This is a genomic window from Ruegeria sp. SCP11 (assembly GCF_040329455.1).
Lineage (GTDB): Bacteria > Pseudomonadota > Alphaproteobacteria > Rhodobacterales > Rhodobacteraceae > Ruegeria > Ruegeria atlantica_E.
The window spans coordinates 27,926-49,908 of sequence record NZ_JBDZYG010000024.1; the positions used below are offsets into that span (position 1 = coordinate 27,926).

Below are 21,983 nucleotides of genomic sequence, written 5' to 3' on the forward strand. Positions count from 1 at the left end.
GAACCGGCAGAGTTCGCAGCTATGTCCGATGGGTATGAGGTATTAGGTCGAGCTAGGAGGCTGGACAGATGGGATCGAATCTCGTCCGCGTGATCGCGGGCCTGTGCGTGGCAGGGATGGCCACAACTGCAACCGCCCAGCAGGCGACCAGCACCAATCGCGTGGCAGCCAAGACGGATTGGAGCGTTTTCGTCGAAGACGACCCCACCGAATGCTGGAGCGTTTCAGCCCCCAAGGAAACCGTGAACACCCGCGGTGGCAGGGTGGTTTCGGTACGCCGCAGCGATATCCTGTTGTTCGTGTTCTACCGCCCGAACGCTGAGGTCAAAGGTCAGGTGACCTTTACCGGCGGCTATCCTTTTGCAGCCGGATCGACTGTCAATCTTGAGATCGACGGGACCGAGTTCGAACTGATTACCGAAGGCGAATGGGCCTGGCCCGCAACCGAAGGCGAAGACCTGAAGGTGGTTGCCGCGATGAAGCGCGGAACCGAAGCTGTGCTGACCGCCCGGTCCGAGCGGGGGACGCAAACCAAGGACACATTCTCGCTGTTGGGCTTTACAGCCGCGATCGAAGACGCCGAGAAACGCTGTACGAACTGATCTTCATCAGCAGACATATGAGACCCCGCCCTTTGGCGGGGTTTTTTTATGGAAGTGCCAAAACGCCGGGTTTACGCAACGTCTGTCCGCAAATTTGATCGGCATCAAAGCGAGTTGCTGAAATTTCTGAACTAATTAGTTCAGTAGAATGGAAGGAGCTTGCGAATGCTGAATAAGTCCTTTGTCGCGTTCATGATGACGGCTGCCCTGTTGTTGAGCGCTTGTGAAAAAGACGTCGAAACTTACCCTGTGTCCGGTGAACAGTGCGGTCCGGAAGACCCGGTAAAAACCCTGGATGCCGCAGACTGCAATATCCTGCCTGCGGGCGTGTGACGAGGCTAACTAAAAGACGCTGATGTCGGCCGTATCTGCGTTGGAGGTGCGGCCGATCTGCATTTGGGGTCTAAGTCTACGCGTGCTACTGTCATCCGATAGGACGTCTCTGACGGGAACGGATATGCGGTACGTTTTGATCACACTGTTGTTTTCATCCGCGGCATTGGCGGACCCCACGCTGGAATGTGCAGACGCAAGTTCTCAGGTGGAAATCGGGGCCTGCGTTGGCGAAATGGAAGAACGAGTCAATCTGGCATTGGAGGCGAGCTACGGTTTTGCCATGCAGGCGGCCAAAGAGTTGGACGATGTCACGGAGCGCGTTGTTGCCCAACCCGCGTTGGAAGCCTCGCAAAATGCTTGGATTGGTTACCGGGATGCGCAGTGCGAGGCCATAGAGGCCTCGTACGGTGGAGGGTCTGGAACTGGTATCGCAATCACCGCGTGCCGGGTCGATTTGGGGCGCGCGCGTGTAGATGAACTGCTGCGCTTTGCGAATTGATTGATACGATTCCTTTTGATCTTTGCGCATGTTCCTATATAGAGGCGCATCCCAAGCCAGAATCCGTTGAGATAGCCACATGTCGCCCAAAGCGCCGATCACTCAAGACGTCATGACCATCCCCCGCAAACTGCCCGAGGGGAAGATTAACCTTGTTGGCCTCACTCGCGATCAGTTGCGCGAGGTGTTGATCGAGAATGGCACGCCGGAAAAGCAGGCCAAGATGCGCACCGGGCAGATCTGGCAGTGGATCTATCAGTGGGGCGTGCGTGACTTTGCCGAAATGACAAATCTCGCCAAAGCCTATCGTGCGCAATTGGCCGAGCGTTTCGTGATCGAAATTCCTGAGGTGGTGACGCGTCAGGTCTCCGAGGATGGCACCCGCAAATATCTGTGTCGTATCGCTGGCGGGCATGAGGTCGAGGTGGTCTATATCCCCGAAGAAGACCGGGGCACGTTGTGTATCTCGTCCCAGGTGGGCTGCACGTTGACCTGTTCCTTCTGCCATACCGGCACGCAGAAACTGGTGCGCAACCTGACGGCGGCGGAAATCGTCGGTCAGGTGATGATGGCGCGCGACGATCTTGAGGAATGGCCCACGCCCGGCGCGCCCAAGGACGAAACGCGCTTGCTGTCGAACATCGTTCTGATGGGCATGGGAGAGCCGCTGTACAATTTCGACAATGTCCGCGATGCGATGAAGATCGCCATGGACCCCGAGGGGATTTCCCTGTCGCGCCGTCGGATCACGCTGTCGACCTCGGGCGTGGTGCCTGAGATTGCACGGACCGCCGAGGAAATCGGCTGCCTGCTGGCGATCTCTTTCCACGCGACAACTGACGAAACCCGCGACGTTCTGGTCCCGATCAACAAACGGTGGAACATCGAAGAACTGCTGCAGGCACTGGCCAGCTATCCTAATGCGTCGAATTCGGAACGTATTACTTTCGAGTATGTGATGCTGGATGGCGTCAATGACAGCGACGAAGACGCGCATCGTCTGATCGACCATATCAAGCGCCACAACATCCCGGCCAAGATTAACCTGATCCCGTTCAACGAATGGCCGGGCGCGCCTTATAAGCGCAGCTCGAACAACCGTATTCGGGCGTTTGCAAATATCATCTATCAGGCGGGCTATGCGTCACCGATCCGCAAGACGCGGGGTGAGGATATCATGGCGGCCTGTGGTCAGCTAAAGTCGGCGACCGAACGTGCCCGTAAGTCACGCAAACAGATTGAGGCTGAAGCCGGGATGCGAAGCTGAGGCGAGTAATTGTCCCCAAGTGGTCGACAATAAATAAATTACCGCCTCGCTGTTATTTGCATGCGAAATTTGGTATGTTTCCCGGGTCGGGGCTGGATCGGCGCACCTCACTCTTGCGCACAAAGCGGTGAAAGCCGTGGTCTGGCTGTGGCGCGTTTGTTCACAGCCACTATTTTTCAAGCATGATGCGTGGCGTACAGGCGAACCTTATAGTTTAGGTAGGCCATCCTAATGTTATTACGATTTGCACGATTGTTTTCTATCCCTCTGGCAGCACTGGTGTATTCAGGCCTGCCCGCCCCTTATGCGGCGGCGCAATCCACCGGCGAGAACGCACATATTGCCATAGAGAATCCCGCCGATCTGTCCAAGGAAGAGGCGTTGCGTATCTATAAATCCCTGCAGCGCCGCATGGCGCGGGGTTACGATGCTGCGAAGCTGGATCTGTTGATGAATTATCAGAGTTGGCCGTTGTTCAATGATGCGCCCTATATCTCGGCCACTCATGGCCAACGCTTTGTGAACAGCTATGCCAACCGCATGGCGCATAACTATGGCACCTTGCAAGAGGGTGAGAAACTACCCGTTGGTTCAGTCCTGGCCAAGGACAGCGTCACCGTTACGGATGAGGGCAACATCCATCCCGGAGCCATGTTCGTGATGGAGAAATTGCGCGAAGGCGCCAGCCCGGACACGGCCGACTGGAGGTATATCATGGTACTGCCGGACGGGTCGCTGTTTGGCGACACAACAGGATTCCGCGCGTCGGCAGTCGCCTATTGCCACGAATGCCACGAAGCGGTCGCGGATCGGGATTATACGTTCTTCGTGCCCGAAGATTACATCGTCGGGAACTGAGCCCGGTCAGACGGCTTCGTCGGGCAGTTTCAGCGCCGTGGCTTCGCGGCGGCTGAGTTGTTCGCCCTGCTTTCGTTTGGACAACACTTCGCGGGCCAGCGCGTATTTGTCGTCCTGCCAGAAGATCAGGCAGCCGTTGCAGCCTTTGCCGCAGCAACCCTCGGTGCCGATCCGGTTGGTCTTGAACCGGCGTTCGTTGCCATCTTCGCCAATCTTCTCAACCAAGTCGTCGCGGCGGCGCTCATAGGCATTGGGGTTGTTGCGTCCTGTGGTTTCCAGCCCCTGCACAAGCTTGTCAAAGCGGATGCGGCTCCAGTGTTCGTCGGTCAGGGCGCGTTCCTTGCGCAGCACGGAATAGACCGGGAAACGGGCACGCAGGTCGTCGATGTCTTCGTGGTCGAATAGGGTGAAGGGCAGGCGGATGACGGTTTTCGTGCTGCCATGCACCACGTCCAGCCGCGCGCCGTCTTTGGCGCGCTCGAAATCATAGACCCGCAGCAGAACTGTGTCGCGTGAGATGGGCGAGACGAAATCCAACACGTCGCCCGGTTCAAGTTTATTCTTCACCTCGACTAGAAACGCGTCTTCGGTCACTTCGGTGACGATCCCGGCATATTCCCATTGCGCGATCGAGGCCGTGTGCTCGTAGTCGTGGGAATAGTTGGTCAGGCGCCCTTCGTGGAAGGCCAGTGTATAGCCACGGTTCCCGACCGTTTCGAGCTCGCGCATATAGGGTTTCGGGTCCCAGTTCTCAGGGTCCGCGTGATAGTCGTCGATGGCCATTCGATAGGCGCGGGCAACGATGGCTGCATAGTATTCCGACTTGCCGCGCCCTTCGACCTTGAGGCTGTCGACACCGATCTTCAGGTACTCATCCAGTTTCGGCATGATGCACAGATCACGCGAGTTCAGGATATACGAGCCGCGATCATCCTCTTCGATGGGCATCAGATCACCGGGGCGGCAGCCTTCTTCCAGCAGGAACTCGAACAGGTCGGCGTTTTCCTCGGTGATGCGCAGTTCTTCGCGGGTGCCGTCCTTGAGGCGCAGTTTCAGGCCATAGTTCCAACGGCAGGAATTGGCGCAGTTGCCCTGGTTCGCGCCACGCTCGGCCATAAAATTCGACAGCAGGCAGCGGCCCGAATAGGTCATGCACATGGCGCCGTGCACAAACGCCTCAAGCTTGATGTCAGGGCATTTCTCGCGGATTTCTACCAGTTCAGGGTATGAGACCTCGCGCGCCAGAACGACCAGTCCGGCCCCCTGATCCTGCCAGAACTTCACCGACAGCCAGGAACAGATATTGGCCTGTGTCGAGATATGCAGTGGCAGTTCGGGCGCGCGCTTACGCACATATTGGAACACACCGGGGTCGGCGATGATCAGACCGTCGGGCTTCACCTTGCGCACGGTGTCGATGTATTCATCCAGCTTCGGGATGTCCTTGTTGTGCGAAAACAGGTTCAGCGTCAGATAGGCGCGACGACCGTGTTGATGACAGAACTCGACCCCTTCGATCACTTCTTCCAGCGAGAACTCGGATTTCGTGCGCAACGACATATCAGGCGTGCCCAGATACACCGCATCCGCCCCATAGAGGATTGCGAGTTTCAACTTACGCAGATTGCCCGCAGGCATCAGCAATTCGGATCTGGACTGGGTCATGGACATACCGGGTTTTGGATCAAGGGGGCCTTTTACGGCAAACGTCCCGAGTCCAAAAGCCCGTTATCTGCGACGGAACCGCGCTGTACCGATGACCTCGATCAGTTGCTTGCGGACGGGGTCGGGCTGCGCCTCGACTGCGTTCAGAACCTCTCGCAGCTCAGCGCGCAAGCCGTGCATCTGGTCGATAAGAGAGATCATCATCGACAGGGCATCCGGCTCCATCTCGTACTGATCATGCAGCTCGCAGGCCAGTTCCAGGCGGGCAACGTCGAGGCTGTGATAGACTAGACCCTCTTCCGTTTGTTCGGGGATCACGATTTCGGCTGCCAGATATTCGGTCAGCCGGGCCGAAGTCAGGCGGGTGACGGTTGCGATCAGTTGCTCTTCGGTCAGGCTCATGACGGCATTCCTTTGCGCGGATCATAGCGGTGGTTCTCTCGCCATGTCTCCATGAATTGCTTCAGTTCATCGTCAATCTGATCTGGCATTGCGACCGTTAGCTCGATCAATTGGTCCCCCCGTTCGGTTGAGCCGCGTTTCTTGACGCCCTTGCCTCGCAGGCGGAGTGTCTTGCCGCTGCTGGTGCCCGCCGGAACGCTGACATTGACGCCGCCGTCGATGGTGGGGGCGGGCACCTTGCCGCCCAGAATAGCCTCATCAATCGTGATCGGCAGGGTGATGTGAATGTCGTCGCCCTGTCGGTCAAAGACTGGGTGTTTTGCTACAGAGACCGTGACTAGAGCATCGCCCGGAGGGCCTTCGCCAAAGCCCGGATCGCCCTTGCCGCGCAGGCGGATGGTCTGGCCGTCGGTGATACCAGCGGGGATTTTCACCTCAATCCGGTCGCCATCGGGCAGGGTCAACTTCTGGTTGGCCCCGAACACCGCGTCCAGAAAGCTGATCTGAAGGCTGTAGGCGCGATTGTGCCCCGGCGCGTGGAATTCATGCGTGCGCTGGCCATATCCGCCACGACCCCGCATGAACTCGGCAAAGATGTCCGACATATCGTCGGGGTCCGCCGCCCGTCCGCGATAGGGGTTCCCTGCGGCCTCGGCGTATTCGCGGTAATAATGCTGCTGAGGGCGTTCCTGACCCGAGGCATCAATCTCACCCCTGTCATATTGCGCCCGCTTTTCGGGGTCTTTCAGCAGGTCATACGCGGCGGCTGCGGCCTTGAACTTGGCTTCGGCCTCGGCGTCGCCGGGTTTCAGGTCGGGGTGGCATTCCTTGGCGATGCGCCGATAGGCCTTTTTGATCTCGGCATCGCTGGCGTCTTTGGCGACACCAAGGGCGGCATAGGGATCGTCGCTCATCTCACCTCTCGCAGGTCGGGCTGAACAGGATGGGTTTTATCATGCGTTTTCAAGGGGCCAAAAGGAAGAGGCTTTTGAAACCGCTCGCAAATTCCCGCGAGTCTGTTAACTTATGCATGTTTTCAAGTGATCGCGGACGGAGACCCCAATGACACGCAGATTGAAGTCCATTCTGGCCCTGCTCGCCGGAAATGCCATCGGATTGTTGTTAGCGGCGCTATTGCTGCCGGAATTTGCGATCCGGCCGATCTCGTTCATTGTTGTGGTGATCGTCTTCACGCTGGTTCAGTGGGTCGCTGAGCCTTTGATCCTGAAATTGGGCGAGAAAAAAGCGCCGGCAATCAAGGGCGGCATCGCATTGATCGTGACCTTTGTAGGGCTTTTGGTGACCGACCTAGTCACTGCCGGGCTGACCGTTGGAGGTATTTCCAACCTGCTGGCGGCAACGCTGTTGGTCTGGCTGGGGACTTTGATCGCCAGCGTGGTGCTGCCGATCTATGTGTTCACTGAACTGCGCGAGCCAAAGAAGTAATCACAGCGCTTTCAGGCTGGCCTCAATCGCTTGCCATAACTCATCCACCGGTTCACATCCCACCGACAGGCGGATGAACGCGGGGTCGACATCGTCGCCCCATCGCGCGCGGCGTTCGGCAGAGCTGTGGACGCCGCCGAAAGATGTTGCTGGGCGCAGCATTGGACAGGAGTTGATGAAGGTTTCGGCCTTGTCCTCGGTCTCCAGCGTGATCGACAGCAGAAACCCGAACCGTGTGGTTTGAGCTTTAGCCAGCGTGTGCGACGGGTCGCCGGGCAGGCCGGGATAGCGGATGTGTTTCACCGCCGGATGATCCGCCAGTCGCTCGGCCAGCACCTGGGCCGAGGTGCACATACGGTCAAATCGCACATCCAGGGTTTCCAAGCCGCGATGCAGCAGCCACGCCTCATGCGGGCCGGGAATCGCGCCCGATACGCGCCGCCATTCCTCAACCCGCTCCATAATCTGCGCGTTGCGGCTGGCCACGTGACCCATCAGCAGGTCGGAATGGCCGCCCATGGCTTTGGTATCCGAAGCCACCACAACATCGACGCCCAATTCCAGCGGGCGCTGGCCCAGAGGCGTCAGGGTCGTGTTGTCGGCAATGGTGATGCCTCCGGCCGCGCGTACGGAAGCAGCGATGGCAGGTAGGTCCATCATGTCCAACCCAGGGTTCGAAGGGCTTTCAACAAAGACCACATCGAACCCGTCAAACCCACCTTCGGTGAAGGTGGTCGTCGGGCGTTCCGTAACCGAAACACCGAGACCGGACAGAAATTGGTCAGCGAGTACGCGCGTGACGTAGTACCCATCCGACGGGATCAGCAGGCGCGACCCGGCTTTCAGGGTGGCTAACAACGCAGCTGAGATCGCTCCCATGCCCGACGGAAATATCAGGCAGGGCGCGTCTTCCAAATGAGCTAGGACGTGCTCCAGATGCACCCATGTCGGATTGTCGACCCGGCCATAGGTTGCCAGACCTTCCGTCACCCCGGGCAGGTGGTACATGCTGCTCTGGGTCAGCGGCAGGGCCACCGGCTCACCTGCGTTCAGCGCATTGCCGCGCAAATGCAGCATCTCTCCGGTCTTGGGCGCCATGGCTTAGCGTCCCGGGATTTCGTCGCGGGGCGGAGCGGGTTCCCAGTTCTCGATAATGTCGACCGCCTCTTGCGCTGTGTCGACGAACCGGAACAGATCCAAATCCTCATCCGAGATGGTGCCCGCGTCGGCCAGAGCCTCCCAGTTGATGACCTTTTCCCAGAAAGCGCGCCCGAACAGCAGGAACGGTACGCGTTCCATCCGGCCGGTCTGGATCAGGGTGAGGGATTCGAACAGCTCGTCCATCGTGCCGAATCCACCGGGGAAGATGGTGATGGCGCGGGCGCGCATCAGGAAGTGCATCTTGCGGATGGCGAAATAGTGGAAGTTGAAGCTGAGCTCCGGTGTTACGAATTCATTCGGTGCCTGTTCATGCGGCAACACGATGTTAAGCCCGATCGAGCAGCCGCCCGCATCCTGCGCGCCGCGGTTTCCCGCTTCCATCACGCCGGGACCGCCACCGGTTACGATCACGTTTTCACGACAGCCGGTTTTGTTGGATTTCTCGGTCATCAGCCGGGCGAATTCCCGCGCTTCGTCATAAAACGTTGATAGACCAGCTAGGGTTTCCGTCCGTGCGTTGTGTTTCTGCGAGGGCTCCGGGATGCGTGCGCCACCGAACATGACAATGGTCGAGGTAATCTCTCGCTCGGTCATGATCATCTCAGGCTTCAGCAGTTCCAGCTGCAGGCGCACCGGGCGCAGCTCATCCCGGCACAGGAAATCGTCATCGGCAAAGGCAAGGCGATATGCGGGTGAGCGCGTCTGCGGTGTGTCCGGCACCTCGCTTGCAGTCGAGCGGTCGGTCTGTGCGTCGCGGAAAGGGCTGAGGCGGTCTTCTCTCATGGGTGATCTATCCCTGCTTGCGTGTCCTTAAAACAGCTATAGGGTTCGCGGGCAGAGCGCCAGTCACGGAAGTATAAGAATGAATTGGAAGAATGAAATATCAGCAGCCGCAGAACGGATTGCCGGGTATGCGCAGGTGACGCCAGTGATGGAGAGCACCGCCTTGGGGCTGGGCTATCCGGTCGAGATGAAGCTGGAGCATCTGCAGCACACCGGTAGTTTCAAGGCGCGTGGGGCGTTCAACACGCTGCTCAGTCTCAATGTTCCCAAGGCGGGTGTCGTGGCTGCGTCGGGTGGCAATCATGGCGCGGCAGCGGCCTATGCGGCGCGGTCCTTGGGCTATCCGGCGAAAATCTTCGTGCCGGAAATTGCGGGGCCGTCCAAGATCGCTCTGATCCAACAGACCGGGGCCGATCTGAGCGTGGTGTCCGGCGAATACGCCAACGCGTTGACGGGCGCGCAGGCGCATGAAGAGGCGACCGGCGCGATGCAGATCCATGCTTATGACGCACCCGCCACCGTGGCTGGACAGGGGACCTGCTTTGCTGAGTGGGAGGCGCAGGGGCTTCAGGCAGACACGGTTCTGGTTGCCGTGGGCGGCGGCGGGCTGATCGCAGGGGCGTTGGCGTGGTTGGGTGGCGCGCGCAAAGTTGTGGCGGTCGAGCCCGAAACCTCCTGCGCGCTGAATGCAGCCTTGCAAGCGGGTGAGCCGGTGGATGTTAGCGTCTCGGGTATCGCGGCCAACGCGCTGGGCGCGCGGCGGATCGGGTCAATCTGTTTCGGGATGGCGCAGGGGATGCCCTCGGTGCTTGTGAGCGATGAGGCCATTTCAGAAGCGCAGCAGCTTTTGTGGCGGGTGCATCGGATTCTGGTGGAGCCGGCGGGTGCGACTGCTCTGGCCGCTCTGATTTCGGGAGCCTATCAACCCGCACCAAAAGAGCGCGTGGCGGTGCTGATCTGCGGCGGAAACATCTCTCCCGATCCGTTGAACAGCTAAAACCGCAGCAATCAGCCGCAAAGTGCGCGTTCAGCGTCGCATTGCGGCCAGTCCCTCGCTTGCGTATAGGCAACACCAACGTGAACAGATTCTGCAGGGAGCCGCAAATGTCCAACGCGCAACTGGAAGCCGCCATCGAAGCCGCCTGGGAGGCGCGCGATACCATCACCCCCGCGACCACCGGCGAACAGCGTGAAGCAATCGAAGATACGCTGAACGCGCTGGACAGTGGCTCGCTGCGTGTTGCGGAAAAGCTGGACAGTGGCGACTGGCACGTGAACCAGTGGGCCAAGAAAGCGGTCCTGCTGGGCTTCCGCATCAAGGACATGGAAATCCAGGCCGGTGGCCCGCAGCAAGGTGGCTGGTGGGACAAGGTGGACAGCAAGTTCGCCGGTTGGGGTGAGAACCAGTGGCAGTCTGCCGGTTTTCGCGCCGTGCCGAACTGTGTGGTCCGCAAATCGGCCTATATCGCGCCGGGTGTGGTGTTGATGCCGTCTTTTGTGAATCTGGGCGCATATGTCGACGAAGGCACTATGGTCGACACTTGGGCCACTGTTGGGTCTTGTGCGCAAATCGGCAAGAACGTCCACCTGTCGGGCGGTGTCGGTATCGGTGGCGTGCTGGAGCCGATGCAGGCCGGTCCGACAATCATCGAAGACAATTGCTTTATCGGCGCCCGTTCCGAGGTTGTCGAAGGCTGCATCGTCCGCGAAGGCTCGGTTCTGGGTATGGGGGTGTTCATCGGCAAGTCGACCAAGATCGTCGACCGCGAGACCGGTGAGGTCATGTATGGCGAAGTGCCGCCCTATTCGGTTGTTGTTGCCGGTTCGATGCCGTCGAAGAACAACGTAAGCCTGTATTGCGCCGTCATCGTGAAGCGGGTTGACGAAAAAACTCGCTCGAAAACAGGGATAAATGAACTGCTGCGCGATTAATCCCGGCTACAGAATTGAAATAGGGCTGTAGCGCTGCTGCAGCCCTTTTTGTTGTCCGACTAGCCTTTGACCGGATAACGGTCGGGTTCTTCGAACACATCAATGACCCGCGTACCGGCCCTGATTGTGCCGCCATGTTCAACGCCGGACGGAATCGAATAACTGTCGCCAGGACGGTAGGTTTTGGTTTCTTCGCCGATGGTCAATTCAACTTCGCCTTCGATCACGGTGCCCCATTGCGCCTTGTGCGAATGCGCGGGCAGTTCGAAATCCTTGAGAAAGGTAAAGAATGCGACCAGACCGGCATCCGACCGTATCACCGCGCTTTGCACCACGTCCTCGGGGAACGGCACGTCGAGACTTGGAAAATCGGTGATGAAATCAGGATAGGTCATGGAAACGTCCTTTGTGGTCTGTGTTCCAGCACTATGGCGGCGAAGACATCGTCCTGCAATTCCCGACCGCTTGACCGGGGGCGGGCACACGGATATGGCCCCCTGCATGGAAAAGCAAAAGAAACCTTCTCGTCAGCAAGTCTATACCCTGCTTGTGCAGATCGGCCGCAAGGAAGGTGATGGGTTGCCCGAGGGCGCGACCGGGGCAGCGCTGATGTGTTTCGCCAGCGGTGTGGACGAGGCCGAAGCCGTGCGCGAAACCGTGGCCATTCTGAAGCAGGCCGATACCGCACCCTTGGACGTGACTGGTTACGGCACGTTGGCCGAGCGCGAGGCTCAGGGCCATGACATCGACCCGGATGAGCGGGCGCTGATGCAGCGGGCATTGGACGAAAACGCGGTTATCGTCGCACAGATGACGCCGTTTTTTGGTGATGAGGAACCGGCCTAGTTCCGCATCCCGAACCACTTGCGGTAAATCTCGTCATAAGTACCGTCTTCGCGCAGCGACAGCAGCGCTTGATTGACGTCCTCGACCAGCGGCGACCCGGTCGGGAAGGCTATGCCGTAATTCTCGCGCAGGAAAATACCCCCGGTCACTGTGGCAATCCGGCGCCCTTCGTGCGAGGCATAGTAGGACAGGATCGGCGCGTCAAAGACCACGGCATCCAGATCCTTGTCTTCGAACGCGGTCAGCATCTCATCCAGCCCGGAATAACCGGTATATTCAATCTCGCGCCGGTTGAGGAAGTTCGCGGCGGTCGAATCTGAGATCGTGCCCACTTGCTTGCCGTACAAATCGTTGACCGAGTTCACACTGCCGCTGATCGCGTCCACCGTCATCACCGAGGTGATGCGGGCTGTAAACACCGATACGATGAACAGGGACGACACGACCAGCACCACGCCTAGAAGGCGGCCAAACGGGGTGCGCGGCATGCGCTCCTCGAACCCGCCATTCACCACCAGGTTCAGCGCCCACCAGAAGGATGGGAACCACGCCTCGTTCAGCTTTCGGTCGAAATAGGGCTGTGAACGGCGCTCGAACCCCCACATCAGCATGCCACCGCCCAGCAGGATGGCAAAGGCCAAGCCAATTGCGATGAACAGCTCGCGCGACAAAAGTGCCTGCAACAGCGAAGGTCGACGTGCGGCCTCGGACGGGACCATGATTTGCAATCCAGCCTCAAAGATCGGCTGGCTGAAATCCATTTGCGTCTCACGCGCGGCGGTGATCGAGATATTGGCGATGGCAAGATCAGCGGATCCGTCCTGCACCGCGCCCAGCATATCGCTGAACCCTTCGACCCGGTCGACCGAGTAGTCCCAGTTCAGCGATTGGGCCAGAGCTGACAGCAGGTCCACGGAAAATCCGGTTTGTGCACCGTCTTCGACATAGGAAAACGGAGGGCGGGTCACCGTGGTGACAGTCAGTGTCTGCGCCTGGCTTTGCTGTGCAAGAACCGTGAACGTCAGGCAGATCAATGCGAATAGCGCGCGTATCATCGTCAATTACCTGTTTCGCGCGGCTCTAACGCAAATTTGAACGGCACGGCAAGGTGGTCGCGGGGTAAAGACCCGTGATTTATTGGGATGTCAGGTCGATACAATGGGAAAAAAGCCCGCAGATTCGGGGTGGCAGGGGTTGGCAATCGGCCCAATTCGTTGAATCTGTGCGCGAACCAGCGAGTAAAAGAACCAGAGAGGCCCAGCCATGACAGATCCGGTAGAATTGACGGCGGACCTGATCCGTTGCCCATCGGTCACACCCGAGGAAGGTGGTGCGCTGGTGTTGCTGGAAAAACTGCTGTCGGGGGCGGGGTTTGACTGCACGCGTGTCGACCGTGGCGGTGTCAGCAACCTGTTCGCGCGTTGGGGCCGGAAAGGCCACGCGCGCAGCTTTGGGTTCAACGGCCACACCGACGTAGTGCCGGTCGGGGACGAGGCCGCCTGGACCATGCCGCCCTTTGGCGCCGAAATCCGCGACGGCGTGATGTTTGGGCGTGGAACAACCGATATGAAATCCGGAGTAGCAGCCTTTGCAGCGGCGGCTGTGGATTTTGTCCGCGACACTCCTCCGGACGGGGCGGTCATTCTGACGATTACAGGCGATGAAGAAGGCGACGCCGTGGACGGCACCACCGCGCTTCTGGACTACATGGCCGAGGCGGATGAGAAGATGTCGGTCTGTCTGGTGGGCGAGCCGACCTGTCCCAACACAATGGGTGAGATGATGAAGATTGGGCGGCGCGGCTCGATGACCGCGTGGTTCACGGTGACGGGTGTGCAGGGGCACTCGGCCTATCCGCATCGGGCCAAGAACCCGCTGCCCGCCATGGCGCGACTGATGCATCAGTTGGCCAGTCAAGAGTTGGATCAGGGCACGGACCATTTCGACGCCTCGACACTGGCGGTTGTGAATATTGACACCGGCAATACGGCGACCAACGTGATCCCGGCGCAATGCAACGGGGCGGTGAATATCCGGTTCAACGATCTGCATTCCGGCGCAAGTCTCAGCGAGTGGTTGCAAACCGAGGCCGCATCAGTGGCTGAGGCGTACGACGTCGAAGTTGATGTAAAGATCAAAATCTCGGGCGAAAGTTTCCTGACCCCGCCCGGCACCCTGTCCGATCTGGTGGCGCATGCGGTCGAGGCGGTAACCGGTGTCCAGCCCGAGATGTCCACAACGGGCGGCACATCGGATGCCCGGTTTGTCAAAAACCATTGCCCGGTGGTGGAGTTTGGTCTGGTCGGCCGCACCATGCATCAGGTGGATGAATGTGTTGAGGTGGCGCAGATCGACCAACTCAAGGCGATTTATGCTCGAATACTGCGGGATTATTTCGCCTGATCCATGCAGCGCACTTTGGTCATTATGGTGAAAGAGCCCCGCCCGGGCCGGGTGAAAACACGGCTGGGGCGGGATATCGGCATGGTCGGCGCCGCGTGGTGGTTTCGACATCAGACCCGGTCGCTAATCCGGAGGCTGCGTGATCCACGCTGGCAGATTGTGTTGGCCGTATCCCCGGACCGGGAAGGGCTGACCAGCAGTATCTGGCCAGCCGACCTGCCGCGCGCGGCGCAAGGGCGCGGAAATTTGGGCGACCGTATGGCGCGGATGTTGAAAGGCATGCCGAAGGGTCCCGTCTGCCTGATCGGCGCGGATATACCGGGTATATCGCGTGGACATATCACACGGGCGTTCAAGGCGCTGGGTTCAGCGCAGATGGTTTTCGGCCCCGCACCGGATGGGGGATATTGGCTGGTTGGTGCTCAGCGCTTCGGTGCCTTGTCACCGAGCTTGTTCCGCGATGTTCGCTGGTCGACCGAACATGCGCTGGCGGATACACTGGCCTCGGTTTCGGATACTCGAGTTGGATTGCTGGGCCAGTTGCGCGATGTCGACACGGTGGCCGATCTGAACCCCTGATCCTTTTTAGTCATGACGCGGTCGCATCCCCGTGCTAGGCCGGAATTATGACTCGCATCCCCACCAAGCAGGAGGTCCTTGATTGGATCTCGGCGAACCCCACCCTGACCTCGAAACGTGATATCGCCAAGGCCTTTGGCATCAAGGGCGCGGACCGGATTGATCTGAAACGCATCCTCAAAGAGCTTGAAGCTGAAGGCCATCTGGAAAAGCGCAAGCGCAGCTATCGCGACCCCGACCGTCTGCCTCCGGTGAGCGTGTTGCAGGTGAAGGCGCCCAATGCGGATGGCGACCTGTTCGCGCGCCCCCTAGAATGGCATGGCGAAGGGGTCGAGCCCATCGTGCTGATCATCGCTCGTGCAAGTGATCCCGCGCTGGGCGAGGGTGACCGCATTCTGGCCCGCCTGACCGTGGTGCATGAGGAAGACCACAATTACGAGGCCCGCCTGATCCGTCGCATCGGGACCAACCCGCGCAGGATCGTTGGCATCTTCCGCAAAGGAGCTGAGGGCGGGCGGATCGTGCCCATTGACAAGACCGGTTCCACCGAATGGTTGGTGGCCGATGGCGCGGTGTTGGGTGCAAAAGACGGTGAATTGGTCGAGGCCGAACAGGCGGGGCCCAAGAACCGCATGGGTCTGCCCCGTGCGCGGATTGTGGAACGCTTGGGCGACCCATCCGCGCCAAAAGCTGTATCTCTTATCGCAATCCATCAGCACGGCATCCCGGACGATTTCCCCGACAATGTGATTGCCGAGGCCGACAAGGCTAAACCCGCTGGCCTGAAAGGGCGTGAAGACCTGCGGGATATGCCGCTGTTGACCATAGACCCATCGGATGCGCGCGACCATGACGACGCCTGTTATGCGCATGCTGATGACGACCCAAAAAATCCCGGTGGCCATGTGATCTGGGTCGCCATTGCCGACGTTGCCGCCTATGTGCAGCCCGGCACCGCGCTGGACCGTGAAGCACGCAAGCGAGGCAATTCCAGCTATTTCCCAGACCGCGTTGTACCGATGTTGCCGGATCGCCTCTCGGGAGACCTGTGTTCGTTGCACGAAGGCGTCCCACGTGCCTGTATCGCCGTGCGGATGCAGATTGACGGGGACGGGAACAAGATCGGCCATCGCTTTGTGCGTGGGCTGATGCGCTCTGCTGCCTCGCTGCATTACGCCGAGGTGCAAGAGGCCATCGACGGCACCCCCAACGACCGCACGGGGCCTTTGCTGGAGCCGGTGCTGAAACCACTTTACGCCGCTTATGCTGCGCTGAAAAAGACGCGTGCGGTGCGGCAGCCGTTGGAGCTGGACCTGCCCGAGCGCAAGATCGTCCTAAGCGAAAAGGGTGAGGTCGAAAGCGTGGCCTTCCGCGAACGTCTGGATGCGCACAAGCTGATCGAGGAGTTCATGATTCTCGCCAACGTGGCCGCCGCCGAGACTCTGATCGCCAAACGCCGCCCGCTGCTGTTCCGTGTGCATGAAGAACCCGCGCCCGAGAAACTGGAAAGCTTGCGGGAAACCGCGCAAGCCGCTGGCTTGAACCTCGCCAAAGGGCAGGTGCTGCAAACCCGCCACCTGAACGCGCTGTTGAATGCTGCCGCCGGAACTGAGGACGCGGAGTTGATTAACCTGACGACCCTACGGTCGATGGCGCAGGCCTATTATAACCCCGAGAATTTCGGCCATTTCGGGCTGGCGCTGCGGAATTACGCACATTTCACCTCGCCCATCCGCCGCTATGCCGACTTGATCGTGCACCGTGCGCTGATCTCGGCGCATGGCTGGGGCAAGGACGGTCTGACCGAGGATGAAATCGCGAAGCTCGACGAAACCGCCACCCATATCTCAGACACAGAGCGCCGCTCGATGATGGCGGAGCGCGACACGACAGATCGATATCTGGCCGCCTATCTCAGCGAGCGTGTGGGCAATGAGTTCTCCGGTCGGATCAGCGGCATCGCAAGGTTCGGGGCCTTCGTGAAGATGGACGAAACTGGCGCGGATGGTCTGGTGCCTGTGCGTTCTTTAGGGCGTGAGTTCTTCCATTTCGACCGAGAGGCCGGCACGCTGATGGGATCAGACACCGGGCTGATCATCGCCATCGGCCAACGCGTCACCGTGCGTTTGACCGAGGCGACTCCTGTGACCGGCGGTCTGGAGCTGGAGTTGTTATCCATTGACGATCAGGCCCTCCCACGCGGGCGCGGACCGGCGAAGCGGTCGACCCGACGCAAGGCGGTCAGCACCAAGCGCAAGAAGGACAAGATCAAGCGCAAGGTCGAACGCAAACGCCGTCAGAGGTGATAGGTCAGGGCTCGGGCTATAAGCCAACCGTGGCGCGCTGGGTCGATTTGCGAGGTGTCGTCGAATAGTATGGCTCGGTTGCCATCTAGCCGATCTTCACCGGGAAAGGCTGAAGTGAAATCAGCCATCAACCGGCTTTGGCAATGCACGAACAGAGCAAAACGAGCAGACTTATGAGTGCCCAGTCGGATCGTCGACCCCTTGGGAGCCAGATAAGCTGGTTGTCCCCATCGCAGCGATTCTTCTAAGGGCTGCGCACCGGGCAGGGACGCGGCTGTCTCAAAGATCAGATCACGCAAGGCCAGCGCACCAGAACGGGTATCGTTTGGCAGTGCGTCATATGCGGCGGCGACTTTGGGATTGTCAAAGGGCGTCATCTCAACAGCTTATCCCGTTTGTCCGGGCAGGTCAGGCCTGGAAATTTGAGCGCTTTGTGAACCTCGCATTTTGCGTTATCTTGAGTGCGAGCAGTAATCAGGAATTTCGGAATGCGTAAGTGCACAAGTGGCGTCATTGCCGCTGCATTATGGGCATCCATTGTGCAGGCGGAATCCCTAAATACAACAGACAGGTCTCAGACCTTTCAACTGGCCTCGGCCGATATGGCGGTGTCCCTCCGACCGGTCTTGAGGCCTTCAGCCAAGGAGTATCGGGTGTCGACCGAAGGAAACGCGCGGTTTCAGGCATGGCTTGGGGCTTTCCGCGAACGTGCGATCCAACAGGGTATTTCCAACGCAACACTGGACCGGGCGCTCACGGGCCTGACCTACAATAAGAAGGTTATCGAACGGGATCGCAACCAGGCGGAGTTCTCGAAACCTATCTGGGAGTATCTGGATTCTGCCGTCTCGGACACACGGATATCCAATGGCCGTGCGGGGCTGGAACGTCACCGCGCAACCCTGACCCGGATCGAGGCGCAATATGGCGTGGAAAAAGAAGTTGTGACCGCGATCTGGGGGCTTGAGACCTCGTTCGGGTCTTTCCGGGGCAGTGATCACACTATCCGTTCTTTGGCGACGCTGGCCTTTGATGCGCGACGGGCAAAATTCTTTGAAGACCAGTTGATAGCGGCGCTGCAGATTATACAGGCCGGAGATGTCAGTCCCCGCAATATGGTCGGCAGTTGGGCCGGGGCGATGGGGCATACGCAGTTCATGCCGACCTCATACCTGGATCATGCAGTGGATTTTGACGGTGACGGGCGGCGCGATATCTGGTCCGAGGATCCAACGGATGCGCTGGCCTCAGCCGCCTCCTATCTGGCGCGGCACGGCTGGACCAAGGGCCAACCTTGGGGCGTCGAAGTGCGACTGCCCGATGGGTTCGACTATTCCGCCGCCAAGCGGGAGTACACGCTGTTGCCTTCGGACTGGGCCGCACGCGGGGTCGTTGACAGCGACGGTAAGCCGGTCCCGGATCACGGGCCAGCGGCCATCCTGTTGCCCGCCGGAGGGCAGGGTGTCGCGTTGATGATCTTCGACAATTTCGGCGTTATCGAGAAGTACAACGGGGCTGATGCTTATGTCATCGGCATCGGTCACCTGTCCGACCGTTTGGCCGGACGTGCTCCGTTTCAGGCCAACTGGCCGCGCGGTGACCGGGTTCTGAGTTTCACCGAGAAAAAGGAACTGCAAACTCGTCTTACTGAAGCGGGATTTGATACGCAGGGCATCGATGGGCGCACCGGGCCAAACACGACGAACGCAGTGCGGGCGTATCAGCTGGCGCAGGGGTTACTGCCGGATGGTTACGCAAGTTTGAAACTATTGCAGAGGTTGCGGTGATTGCCTGGATGGCAAAATTACGTTGGTCTCGCTTGCGATAAACAGATTGTAATGTTGCTGGCACAGTTCCTGATATCTGTGAGCGGTTACGTGGGTGATATATTCTTGTTCGAGCGCCTGACGGTTTTGCCATCATCTTCAAGATCGTCTTTGGTTTGCTGTACGTGCCAGACTTCTATCCGGGTGAAATAACTGACCGCGATGCGGATGGCGACAAGAATAGCAAGAAAGATCAGGTCGTTGAGCGCAAGGCTCAGGGCCGAATGGATGATGTCGGCAACAATGAAAACCTCAAGCCCCGACAGGATATAGCGGCCATACTCAACGCGTCGTGTGTCCAGATGAGCCCCGCGAACATCAAGCTGACCATTCAGCTCGGCGCGCACAAATCCCGAGAAGAAGCGGATCGTTCCGATCACCAGAATAAAGATCGCCATCAATTCGATGGAAATGGCAATCCATTTCAGAATTGCGTCAAGGCCGGGGGCAATGGCGTGTACCGATCCGTCGTCGGGTTCGAACAGGCTTAACATGTGGTTCTTACGATGAAGTTCGTTTTGCGCGCATACTGGCTCAGGCGGGGCCTGTCGGTCAATTGCCAAAGACGCGAAGGGCGGCGTTAGGTCGCCGCCCCTCGGGTTTATGGGCGCGCTTAGGACGCGGCCTTCATCAGCCCCTGCGCGATGATCTCGGCCTGTGCCTCGTCCAGCGACTTGTAAATCCGCACGAACATCTCGTCGATATCCGCCGGGGTCAGGATCAGCGGCGGAGAGATGATCATCCGGTCGCCCACATGGCGCATGATCAGGTTGTTGGCAAAGCAGCGGTCGCGGCAGATATAACCCACAGTGCCGGGGTCCGAGGCGAACTTGGCCCGGCTGGCTTTGTCTGGCGTCAGCGCGATCGAGGCCATCATGCCGACGATCTTGGCCTCACCGACTAGCGGATGATCGGCCAGCGCTTCCCATTTTTCTTTCAGATAAGGCGCGGCCACGTCGCGGACATGCTCGACAATCTTTTCCTCTTCGAGAATACGTAGGTTTTCAAGCGCCACGGCGGCGGCGACCGGGTGGCCGGAATAGGTGTAGCCGTGGTTAAACTCGGTGCCGCCGATGACCTCGGCGATCTCGTCATTGACGATGGACCCGCCGATAGGCGCATAGCCGGAACTGAGGCCCTTGGCGATGGTCATGATATGCGGCTTGATCCCGACGGTCTGAGAGCCGAACCAGTTCCCGGTGCGACCGAAACCACAGATCACTTCATCCGCGATCAGCAGGATATCGTATTTGTCGCAGATGCGTTGAACCTCGGGCCAGTAGCTGTCCGGTGCGACGATCACACCGCCCGCACCCTGCACGGGTTCGGCGATGAAGGCCGCGACGCGGTCTTCGCCCAGTTCAAGAATGGCTTCCTCCAGCTCGCGCGCGCGCTCTAGGCCAAACTCTTCGGGTGTCATATCACCGCCCTCGGCCCACCAGTTCGGTTGGTTGATATGGTGGATGTTCGGGATTGGAATGCCGCCCTGCGCATGCATCCCCGCCATACCGCCCAGAGAAGCGGATCCCACAGACGAGCCGTGATAGGCGTTGTGACGGCTGATAATGATGTTCTTGTCAGGCTGGCCCTTCTCGGCCCAGTAGGTGCGCACCAGCCTGATATTGGTGTCATTGGCTTCGGAACCGCCGGCGGCGAAAAAGACATGGTTCAGATCACCCGGCGCCAGTTCGGCGATTTTAGCAGCCAGTGCAATGGCCGGGACGTGGGTCGTCTTGAAGAAGGTGTTATAATAGGGCAGCTCGCGCGTCTGGCGTGCGGCGACATCGGCCAGCTCTTCGCGGCCATAGCCGATATTCACGCACCACAGACCGGCCATGGCGTCCAGAATCTCTTCGCCCTCACTGTCTGTCAGGTAGACACCCTTGGCGCGGGTGATGACGCGTGCGCCTTCTTTGCCAAGCGAACCATTGGCCGAGAACGGGTGTATATGGTGGGCGGCATCCAGCGCCTGCAATTCGGCGGTGGGCATGTGGTTGGTGATGGTTGTCATCCGGAATTCTCCTGCAAGAGCGTTTTGGCGTTCACAATATGATCAATTTTTTCCTGTCAATCGAATCGACCGAATCTAGGCGTCGGTCAAGGCATCCGCCATGAGTTCCATGCCCTGTTCGATGTCCTGCGCGGTTGCATTAGCCGCCGCGTCGGCGTCGCCTGCACGCAGGGCGGCGATGATGTCCTTGTGTCGGTCAGGTAAGCTTTGAGTGCCGAATCGACCACACACGACCCGAAGCGATGGCCCAAATCTGAGCCAGAGTCGTTCGGCCAGATCGCGTAGAATCGGCGCGTCTGCATAGGAATACAGCGTCTCGTGAAACGTATGGTTTAGCTGCAGATAACCACTGACATCTCCATCTATGATGGTGCGGTCCAACCGTTGATCTAAACGTTCCAGATGGTCAATATCAGAGCTGCTCAATTTGGCTGTTGCACGTTTCGAAAGCTCTGATTCTATTGATAACCTAGCGAAGATCATCTGTTCAACATCATCTGCGGACAGGACGGGGACACTGACCCTGCGGTTGCCCTGGAACACCAGCGCGCCGTCCGAGATAAGGCGGCGGATCGCCTCGCGTACGGGGGTCATTCCGACTCCGAGCGAATCAGTTAAACCCTGGATCGTAACAGGTTGTCCGGGCACCAAGTCCCCGAACATGATCTGCGCCTTTAGGGTTTGGTACACCTGTTCATGCGCAGGCCGTTTTTCGACCTCTGCCGTAGTGCTGGATGCCTTATTTTTGATCAAATCCAAGTGGTTTGCCCTATTCCCAGTGATGATGGCTTGTCAGGTTTCTGACCTCATGAAACCATACGCGGGATCGAGGGAAAACGCAAAACTTGATCAAATCCAAAAAAACGGGAAAATACCCGTGAACTTACAGGGAGAAGAAAATGAAAATCAAAACGCTGACCATGACAGCGATCATTGCACTGGGAACTTCGGCCGCCTTTGCCGAAGAGGTGCGTGTGTACAACTGGTCCGACTATATTGACGAAGGCCTGTTGAAGAAATTCGAGGAAGAAACCGGTCTGACGCTGATCTACGACGTGTTC

24 protein-coding genes and 1 pseudogene are annotated in these 21,983 nt (G+C 58.9%); 14 read left to right on the plus strand and 11 right to left on the minus strand.

What is annotated here, in order from left to right; all coding sequences use genetic code 11:
* Positions 1-68 precede the first annotated feature (68 nt).
* The 5 genes from ABLN94_RS23470 (at position 69) to ABLN94_RS23490 (ending at position 3,562) form a co-directional block, all read left to right on the plus strand.
* Positions 69-602 carry an invasion associated locus B family protein gene (locus ABLN94_RS23470; protein ID WP_170495812.1) on the plus strand — a complete coding sequence of 178 codons (534 nt, stop codon included), beginning with the start codon at positions 69-71 and terminating at the stop codon, positions 600-602.
* Positions 603-767: 165 nt separating this feature from the next.
* The gene (locus ABLN94_RS23475; protein ID WP_170495814.1) at positions 768-935 is read left to right on the plus strand and encodes a hypothetical protein; all 168 of its coding nucleotides are present in this window, start codon (positions 768-770) and stop codon (positions 933-935) included.
* A gap of 124 nt (positions 936-1,059) precedes the next feature.
* Positions 1,060-1,437, plus strand: coding sequence for a lysozyme inhibitor LprI family protein (locus ABLN94_RS23480; protein ID WP_352996979.1), 378 nt, complete (start codon positions 1,060-1,062; stop codon positions 1,435-1,437).
* 79 nt (positions 1,438-1,516) lie between these two features.
* Positions 1,517-2,704, plus strand: a complete 1,188-nt coding sequence (gene rlmN, locus ABLN94_RS23485; protein WP_352996980.1) for a 23S rRNA (adenine(2503)-C(2))-methyltransferase RlmN — start codon at positions 1,517-1,519, stop codon at positions 2,702-2,704.
* A gap of 231 nt (positions 2,705-2,935) precedes the next feature.
* Positions 2,936-3,562, plus strand: coding sequence for a cytochrome P460 family protein (locus tag ABLN94_RS23490; RefSeq protein ID WP_352996982.1), 627 nt, complete (start codon positions 2,936-2,938; stop codon positions 3,560-3,562).
* Between the two features lie 6 nt (positions 3,563-3,568).
* On the opposite strand, the gene ABLN94_RS23495 is transcribed toward ABLN94_RS23490, so the two are convergent.
* From ABLN94_RS23495 to ABLN94_RS23505, 3 genes are all read right to left on the minus strand, one after another.
* Positions 3,569-5,227: a U32 family peptidase gene (locus tag ABLN94_RS23495; protein ID WP_352996984.1), complete on the minus strand. Its 1,659-nt coding sequence runs from the start codon at positions 5,225-5,227 to the stop codon at positions 3,569-3,571.
* A gap of 63 nt (positions 5,228-5,290) precedes the next feature.
* Positions 5,291-5,629, minus strand: a complete 339-nt coding sequence (locus ABLN94_RS23500) for a hypothetical protein (RefSeq protein WP_352996986.1) — start codon at positions 5,627-5,629, stop codon at positions 5,291-5,293.
* The gene (locus ABLN94_RS23505; protein WP_352996988.1) at positions 5,626-6,543 is read right to left on the minus strand and encodes a J domain-containing protein; all 918 of its coding nucleotides are present in this window, start codon (positions 6,541-6,543) and stop codon (positions 5,626-5,628) included. Before ABLN94_RS23505 ends, ABLN94_RS23500 begins: the two co-directional genes overlap by 4 nt.
* 148 nt (positions 6,544-6,691) lie before the next feature.
* Between ABLN94_RS23505 and ABLN94_RS23510 the strand changes: the two genes are divergently transcribed.
* Positions 6,692-7,075, plus strand: coding sequence for a hypothetical protein (locus ABLN94_RS23510; RefSeq protein ID WP_352996990.1), 384 nt, complete (start codon positions 6,692-6,694; stop codon positions 7,073-7,075).
* Here ABLN94_RS23510 and ABLN94_RS23515 read toward each other — a convergent pair whose 3' ends face one another.
* Both ABLN94_RS23515 and ABLN94_RS23520 read right to left on the minus strand, forming a co-directional pair.
* Entirely contained in the window at positions 7,076-8,173 is a 1,098-nt protein-coding gene (locus ABLN94_RS23515; protein ID WP_352996992.1) for a cystathionine gamma-lyase, read from the minus strand.
* 3 nt (positions 8,174-8,176) lie between these two features.
* Positions 8,177-9,019: a TIGR00730 family Rossman fold protein gene (locus ABLN94_RS23520; RefSeq protein WP_352996994.1), complete on the minus strand. Its 843-nt coding sequence runs from the start codon at positions 9,017-9,019 to the stop codon at positions 8,177-8,179.
* A gap of 79 nt (positions 9,020-9,098) precedes the next feature.
* On the opposite strand from ABLN94_RS23520, the gene ABLN94_RS23525 reads away from it, so the two are divergent.
* Complete coding sequence (locus ABLN94_RS23525) at positions 9,099-10,016, plus strand: threonine/serine dehydratase (protein WP_352996996.1); 918 nt, start codon at positions 9,099-9,101, stop codon at positions 10,014-10,016.
* 107 nt (positions 10,017-10,123) lie between these two features.
* Positions 10,124-10,951, plus strand: coding sequence for a 2,3,4,5-tetrahydropyridine-2,6-dicarboxylate N-succinyltransferase (gene dapD / locus ABLN94_RS23530; protein ID WP_352996998.1), 828 nt, complete (start codon positions 10,124-10,126; stop codon positions 10,949-10,951).
* Between the two features lie 59 nt (positions 10,952-11,010).
* Here the strand turns inward: dapD and ABLN94_RS23535 are convergent, their stop codons facing one another.
* Entirely contained in the window at positions 11,011-11,346 is a 336-nt protein-coding gene (locus ABLN94_RS23535) for a cupin domain-containing protein (protein WP_352997000.1), read from the minus strand.
* A gap of 106 nt (positions 11,347-11,452) precedes the next feature.
* Between ABLN94_RS23535 and ABLN94_RS23540 the strand changes: the two genes are divergently transcribed.
* Positions 11,453-11,797 (plus strand): hypothetical protein, encoded by a 345-nt coding sequence (locus ABLN94_RS23540; RefSeq protein WP_058272663.1) that lies wholly within the window; start codon positions 11,453-11,455, stop codon positions 11,795-11,797.
* Here ABLN94_RS23540 and ABLN94_RS23545 read toward each other — a convergent pair.
* Positions 11,794-12,852 (minus strand): transporter substrate-binding domain-containing protein, encoded by a 1,059-nt coding sequence (locus tag ABLN94_RS23545; protein ID WP_352997002.1) that lies wholly within the window; start codon positions 12,850-12,852, stop codon positions 11,794-11,796. The two genes, ABLN94_RS23540 and ABLN94_RS23545, sit on opposite strands and share 4 nt — an antisense overlap.
* A 208-nt stretch (positions 12,853-13,060) precedes the next feature.
* Here ABLN94_RS23545 and dapE point away from each other — a divergent pair, with 208 nt between their 5' ends.
* The 3 genes from dapE to rnr are packed head-to-tail and all read left to right on the plus strand — an operon-like array spanning position 13,061 to position 17,085.
* Positions 13,061-14,200: a succinyl-diaminopimelate desuccinylase gene (gene dapE, locus ABLN94_RS23550; RefSeq protein ID WP_352997004.1), complete on the plus strand. Its 1,140-nt coding sequence runs from the start codon at positions 13,061-13,063 to the stop codon at positions 14,198-14,200.
* Positions 14,201-14,203: 3 nt separating this feature from the next.
* Positions 14,204-14,779, plus strand: a complete 576-nt coding sequence (locus ABLN94_RS23555; protein ID WP_352997006.1) for a TIGR04282 family arsenosugar biosynthesis glycosyltransferase — start codon at positions 14,204-14,206, stop codon at positions 14,777-14,779.
* Between the two features lie 47 nt (positions 14,780-14,826).
* Positions 14,827-17,085, plus strand: coding sequence for a ribonuclease R (gene rnr / locus ABLN94_RS23560; RefSeq protein WP_352997008.1), 2,259 nt, complete (start codon positions 14,827-14,829; stop codon positions 17,083-17,085).
* Here the strand turns inward: rnr and ABLN94_RS23565 are convergent.
* On the minus strand, positions 17,076-17,462 hold the full coding sequence (locus ABLN94_RS23565) for a DUF1801 domain-containing protein (RefSeq protein WP_352997010.1): 387 nt from the start codon (positions 17,460-17,462) through the stop codon (positions 17,076-17,078). The two genes, rnr and ABLN94_RS23565, sit on opposite strands and share 10 nt — an antisense overlap.
* Before the next feature lie 111 nt (positions 17,463-17,573).
* Between ABLN94_RS23565 and ABLN94_RS23570 the strand changes: the two genes are divergently transcribed.
* Entirely contained in the window at positions 17,574-18,872 is a 1,299-nt protein-coding gene (locus ABLN94_RS23570) for a lytic murein transglycosylase (protein ID WP_352997012.1), read from the plus strand.
* A gap of 86 nt (positions 18,873-18,958) precedes the next feature.
* Here ABLN94_RS23570 and ABLN94_RS23575 read toward each other — a convergent pair whose 3' ends face one another.
* From ABLN94_RS23575 to ABLN94_RS23585, 3 genes are all read right to left on the minus strand, one after another.
* Positions 18,959-19,405: a DUF1622 domain-containing protein gene (locus tag ABLN94_RS23575; RefSeq protein WP_352997014.1), complete on the minus strand. Its 447-nt coding sequence runs from the start codon at positions 19,403-19,405 to the stop codon at positions 18,959-18,961.
* A 119-nt stretch (positions 19,406-19,524) separates the two neighbouring features.
* Entirely contained in the window at positions 19,525-20,922 is a 1,398-nt protein-coding gene (locus tag ABLN94_RS23580) for an aspartate aminotransferase family protein (protein ID WP_352997015.1), read from the minus strand.
* A gap of 75 nt (positions 20,923-20,997) precedes the next feature.
* Positions 20,998-21,681, minus strand: a complete 684-nt coding sequence (locus ABLN94_RS23585; RefSeq protein WP_352997017.1) for a GntR family transcriptional regulator — start codon at positions 21,679-21,681, stop codon at positions 20,998-21,000.
* A gap of 140 nt (positions 21,682-21,821) precedes the next feature.
* Between ABLN94_RS23585 and ABLN94_RS23590 the strand changes: the two are divergent.
* Positions 21,822-21,983 (plus strand): annotated as a pseudogene (locus tag ABLN94_RS23590) (spermidine/putrescine ABC transporter substrate-binding protein PotF); the annotation flags it as partial.

Excerpts from the sequence above, each read along its gene's own strand:
- ABLN94_RS23480 (WP_352996979.1), top strand. The coding sequence starts at position 1,060 with ATGCGGTACGTTTTGATCACACTGTTGTTTTCATCCGCGGCATTGGCG.
- ABLN94_RS23510 (WP_352996990.1), top strand. The coding sequence starts at position 6,692 with ATGACACGCAGATTGAAGTCCATTCTGGCCCTGCTCGCCGGAAATGCC.
- dapD (WP_352996998.1), top strand. The coding sequence starts at position 10,124 with ATGTCCAACGCGCAACTGGAAGCCGCCATCGAAGCCGCCTGGGAGGCG.
- ABLN94_RS23540 (WP_058272663.1), top strand. The coding sequence starts at position 11,453 with ATGGAAAAGCAAAAGAAACCTTCTCGTCAGCAAGTCTATACCCTGCTT.
- ABLN94_RS23470 (WP_170495812.1), top strand. The coding sequence starts at position 69 with ATGGGATCGAATCTCGTCCGCGTGATCGCGGGCCTGTGCGTGGCAGGG.
- rnr (WP_352997008.1), top strand. The coding sequence starts at position 14,827 with ATGACTCGCATCCCCACCAAGCAGGAGGTCCTTGATTGGATCTCGGCG.
- ABLN94_RS23570 (WP_352997012.1), top strand. The coding sequence starts at position 17,574 with ATGCGTAAGTGCACAAGTGGCGTCATTGCCGCTGCATTATGGGCATCC.
- rlmN (WP_352996980.1), top strand. The coding sequence starts at position 1,517 with ATGTCGCCCAAAGCGCCGATCACTCAAGACGTCATGACCATCCCCCGC.
- ABLN94_RS23545 (WP_352997002.1), bottom strand. The coding sequence starts at position 12,852 with ATGATACGCGCGCTATTCGCATTGATCTGCCTGACGTTCACGGTTCTT.
- ABLN94_RS23515 (WP_352996992.1), bottom strand. The coding sequence starts at position 8,173 with ATGGCGCCCAAGACCGGAGAGATGCTGCATTTGCGCGGCAATGCGCTG.
- ABLN94_RS23520 (WP_352996994.1), bottom strand. The coding sequence starts at position 9,019 with ATGAGAGAAGACCGCCTCAGCCCTTTCCGCGACGCACAGACCGACCGC.
- ABLN94_RS23565 (WP_352997010.1), bottom strand. The coding sequence starts at position 17,462 with ATGACGCCCTTTGACAATCCCAAAGTCGCCGCCGCATATGACGCACTG.
- ABLN94_RS23535 (WP_352997000.1), bottom strand. The coding sequence starts at position 11,346 with ATGACCTATCCTGATTTCATCACCGATTTTCCAAGTCTCGACGTGCCG.
- ABLN94_RS23555 (WP_352997006.1), top strand. The coding sequence starts at position 14,204 with ATGCAGCGCACTTTGGTCATTATGGTGAAAGAGCCCCGCCCGGGCCGG.
- dapE (WP_352997004.1), top strand. The coding sequence starts at position 13,061 with ATGACAGATCCGGTAGAATTGACGGCGGACCTGATCCGTTGCCCATCG.
- ABLN94_RS23490 (WP_352996982.1), top strand. The coding sequence starts at position 2,936 with ATGTTATTACGATTTGCACGATTGTTTTCTATCCCTCTGGCAGCACTG.
- ABLN94_RS23505 (WP_352996988.1), bottom strand. The coding sequence starts at position 6,543 with ATGAGCGACGATCCCTATGCCGCCCTTGGTGTCGCCAAAGACGCCAGC.
- ABLN94_RS23500 (WP_352996986.1), bottom strand. The coding sequence starts at position 5,629 with ATGAGCCTGACCGAAGAGCAACTGATCGCAACCGTCACCCGCCTGACT.
- ABLN94_RS23580 (WP_352997015.1), bottom strand. The coding sequence starts at position 20,922 with ATGACAACCATCACCAACCACATGCCCACCGCCGAATTGCAGGCGCTG.
- ABLN94_RS23575 (WP_352997014.1), bottom strand. The coding sequence starts at position 19,405 with ATGTTAAGCCTGTTCGAACCCGACGACGGATCGGTACACGCCATTGCC.
- ABLN94_RS23525 (WP_352996996.1), top strand. The coding sequence starts at position 9,099 with ATGAATTGGAAGAATGAAATATCAGCAGCCGCAGAACGGATTGCCGGG.
- ABLN94_RS23475 (WP_170495814.1), top strand. The coding sequence starts at position 768 with ATGCTGAATAAGTCCTTTGTCGCGTTCATGATGACGGCTGCCCTGTTG.
- ABLN94_RS23495 (WP_352996984.1), bottom strand. The coding sequence starts at position 5,227 with ATGACCCAGTCCAGATCCGAATTGCTGATGCCTGCGGGCAATCTGCGT.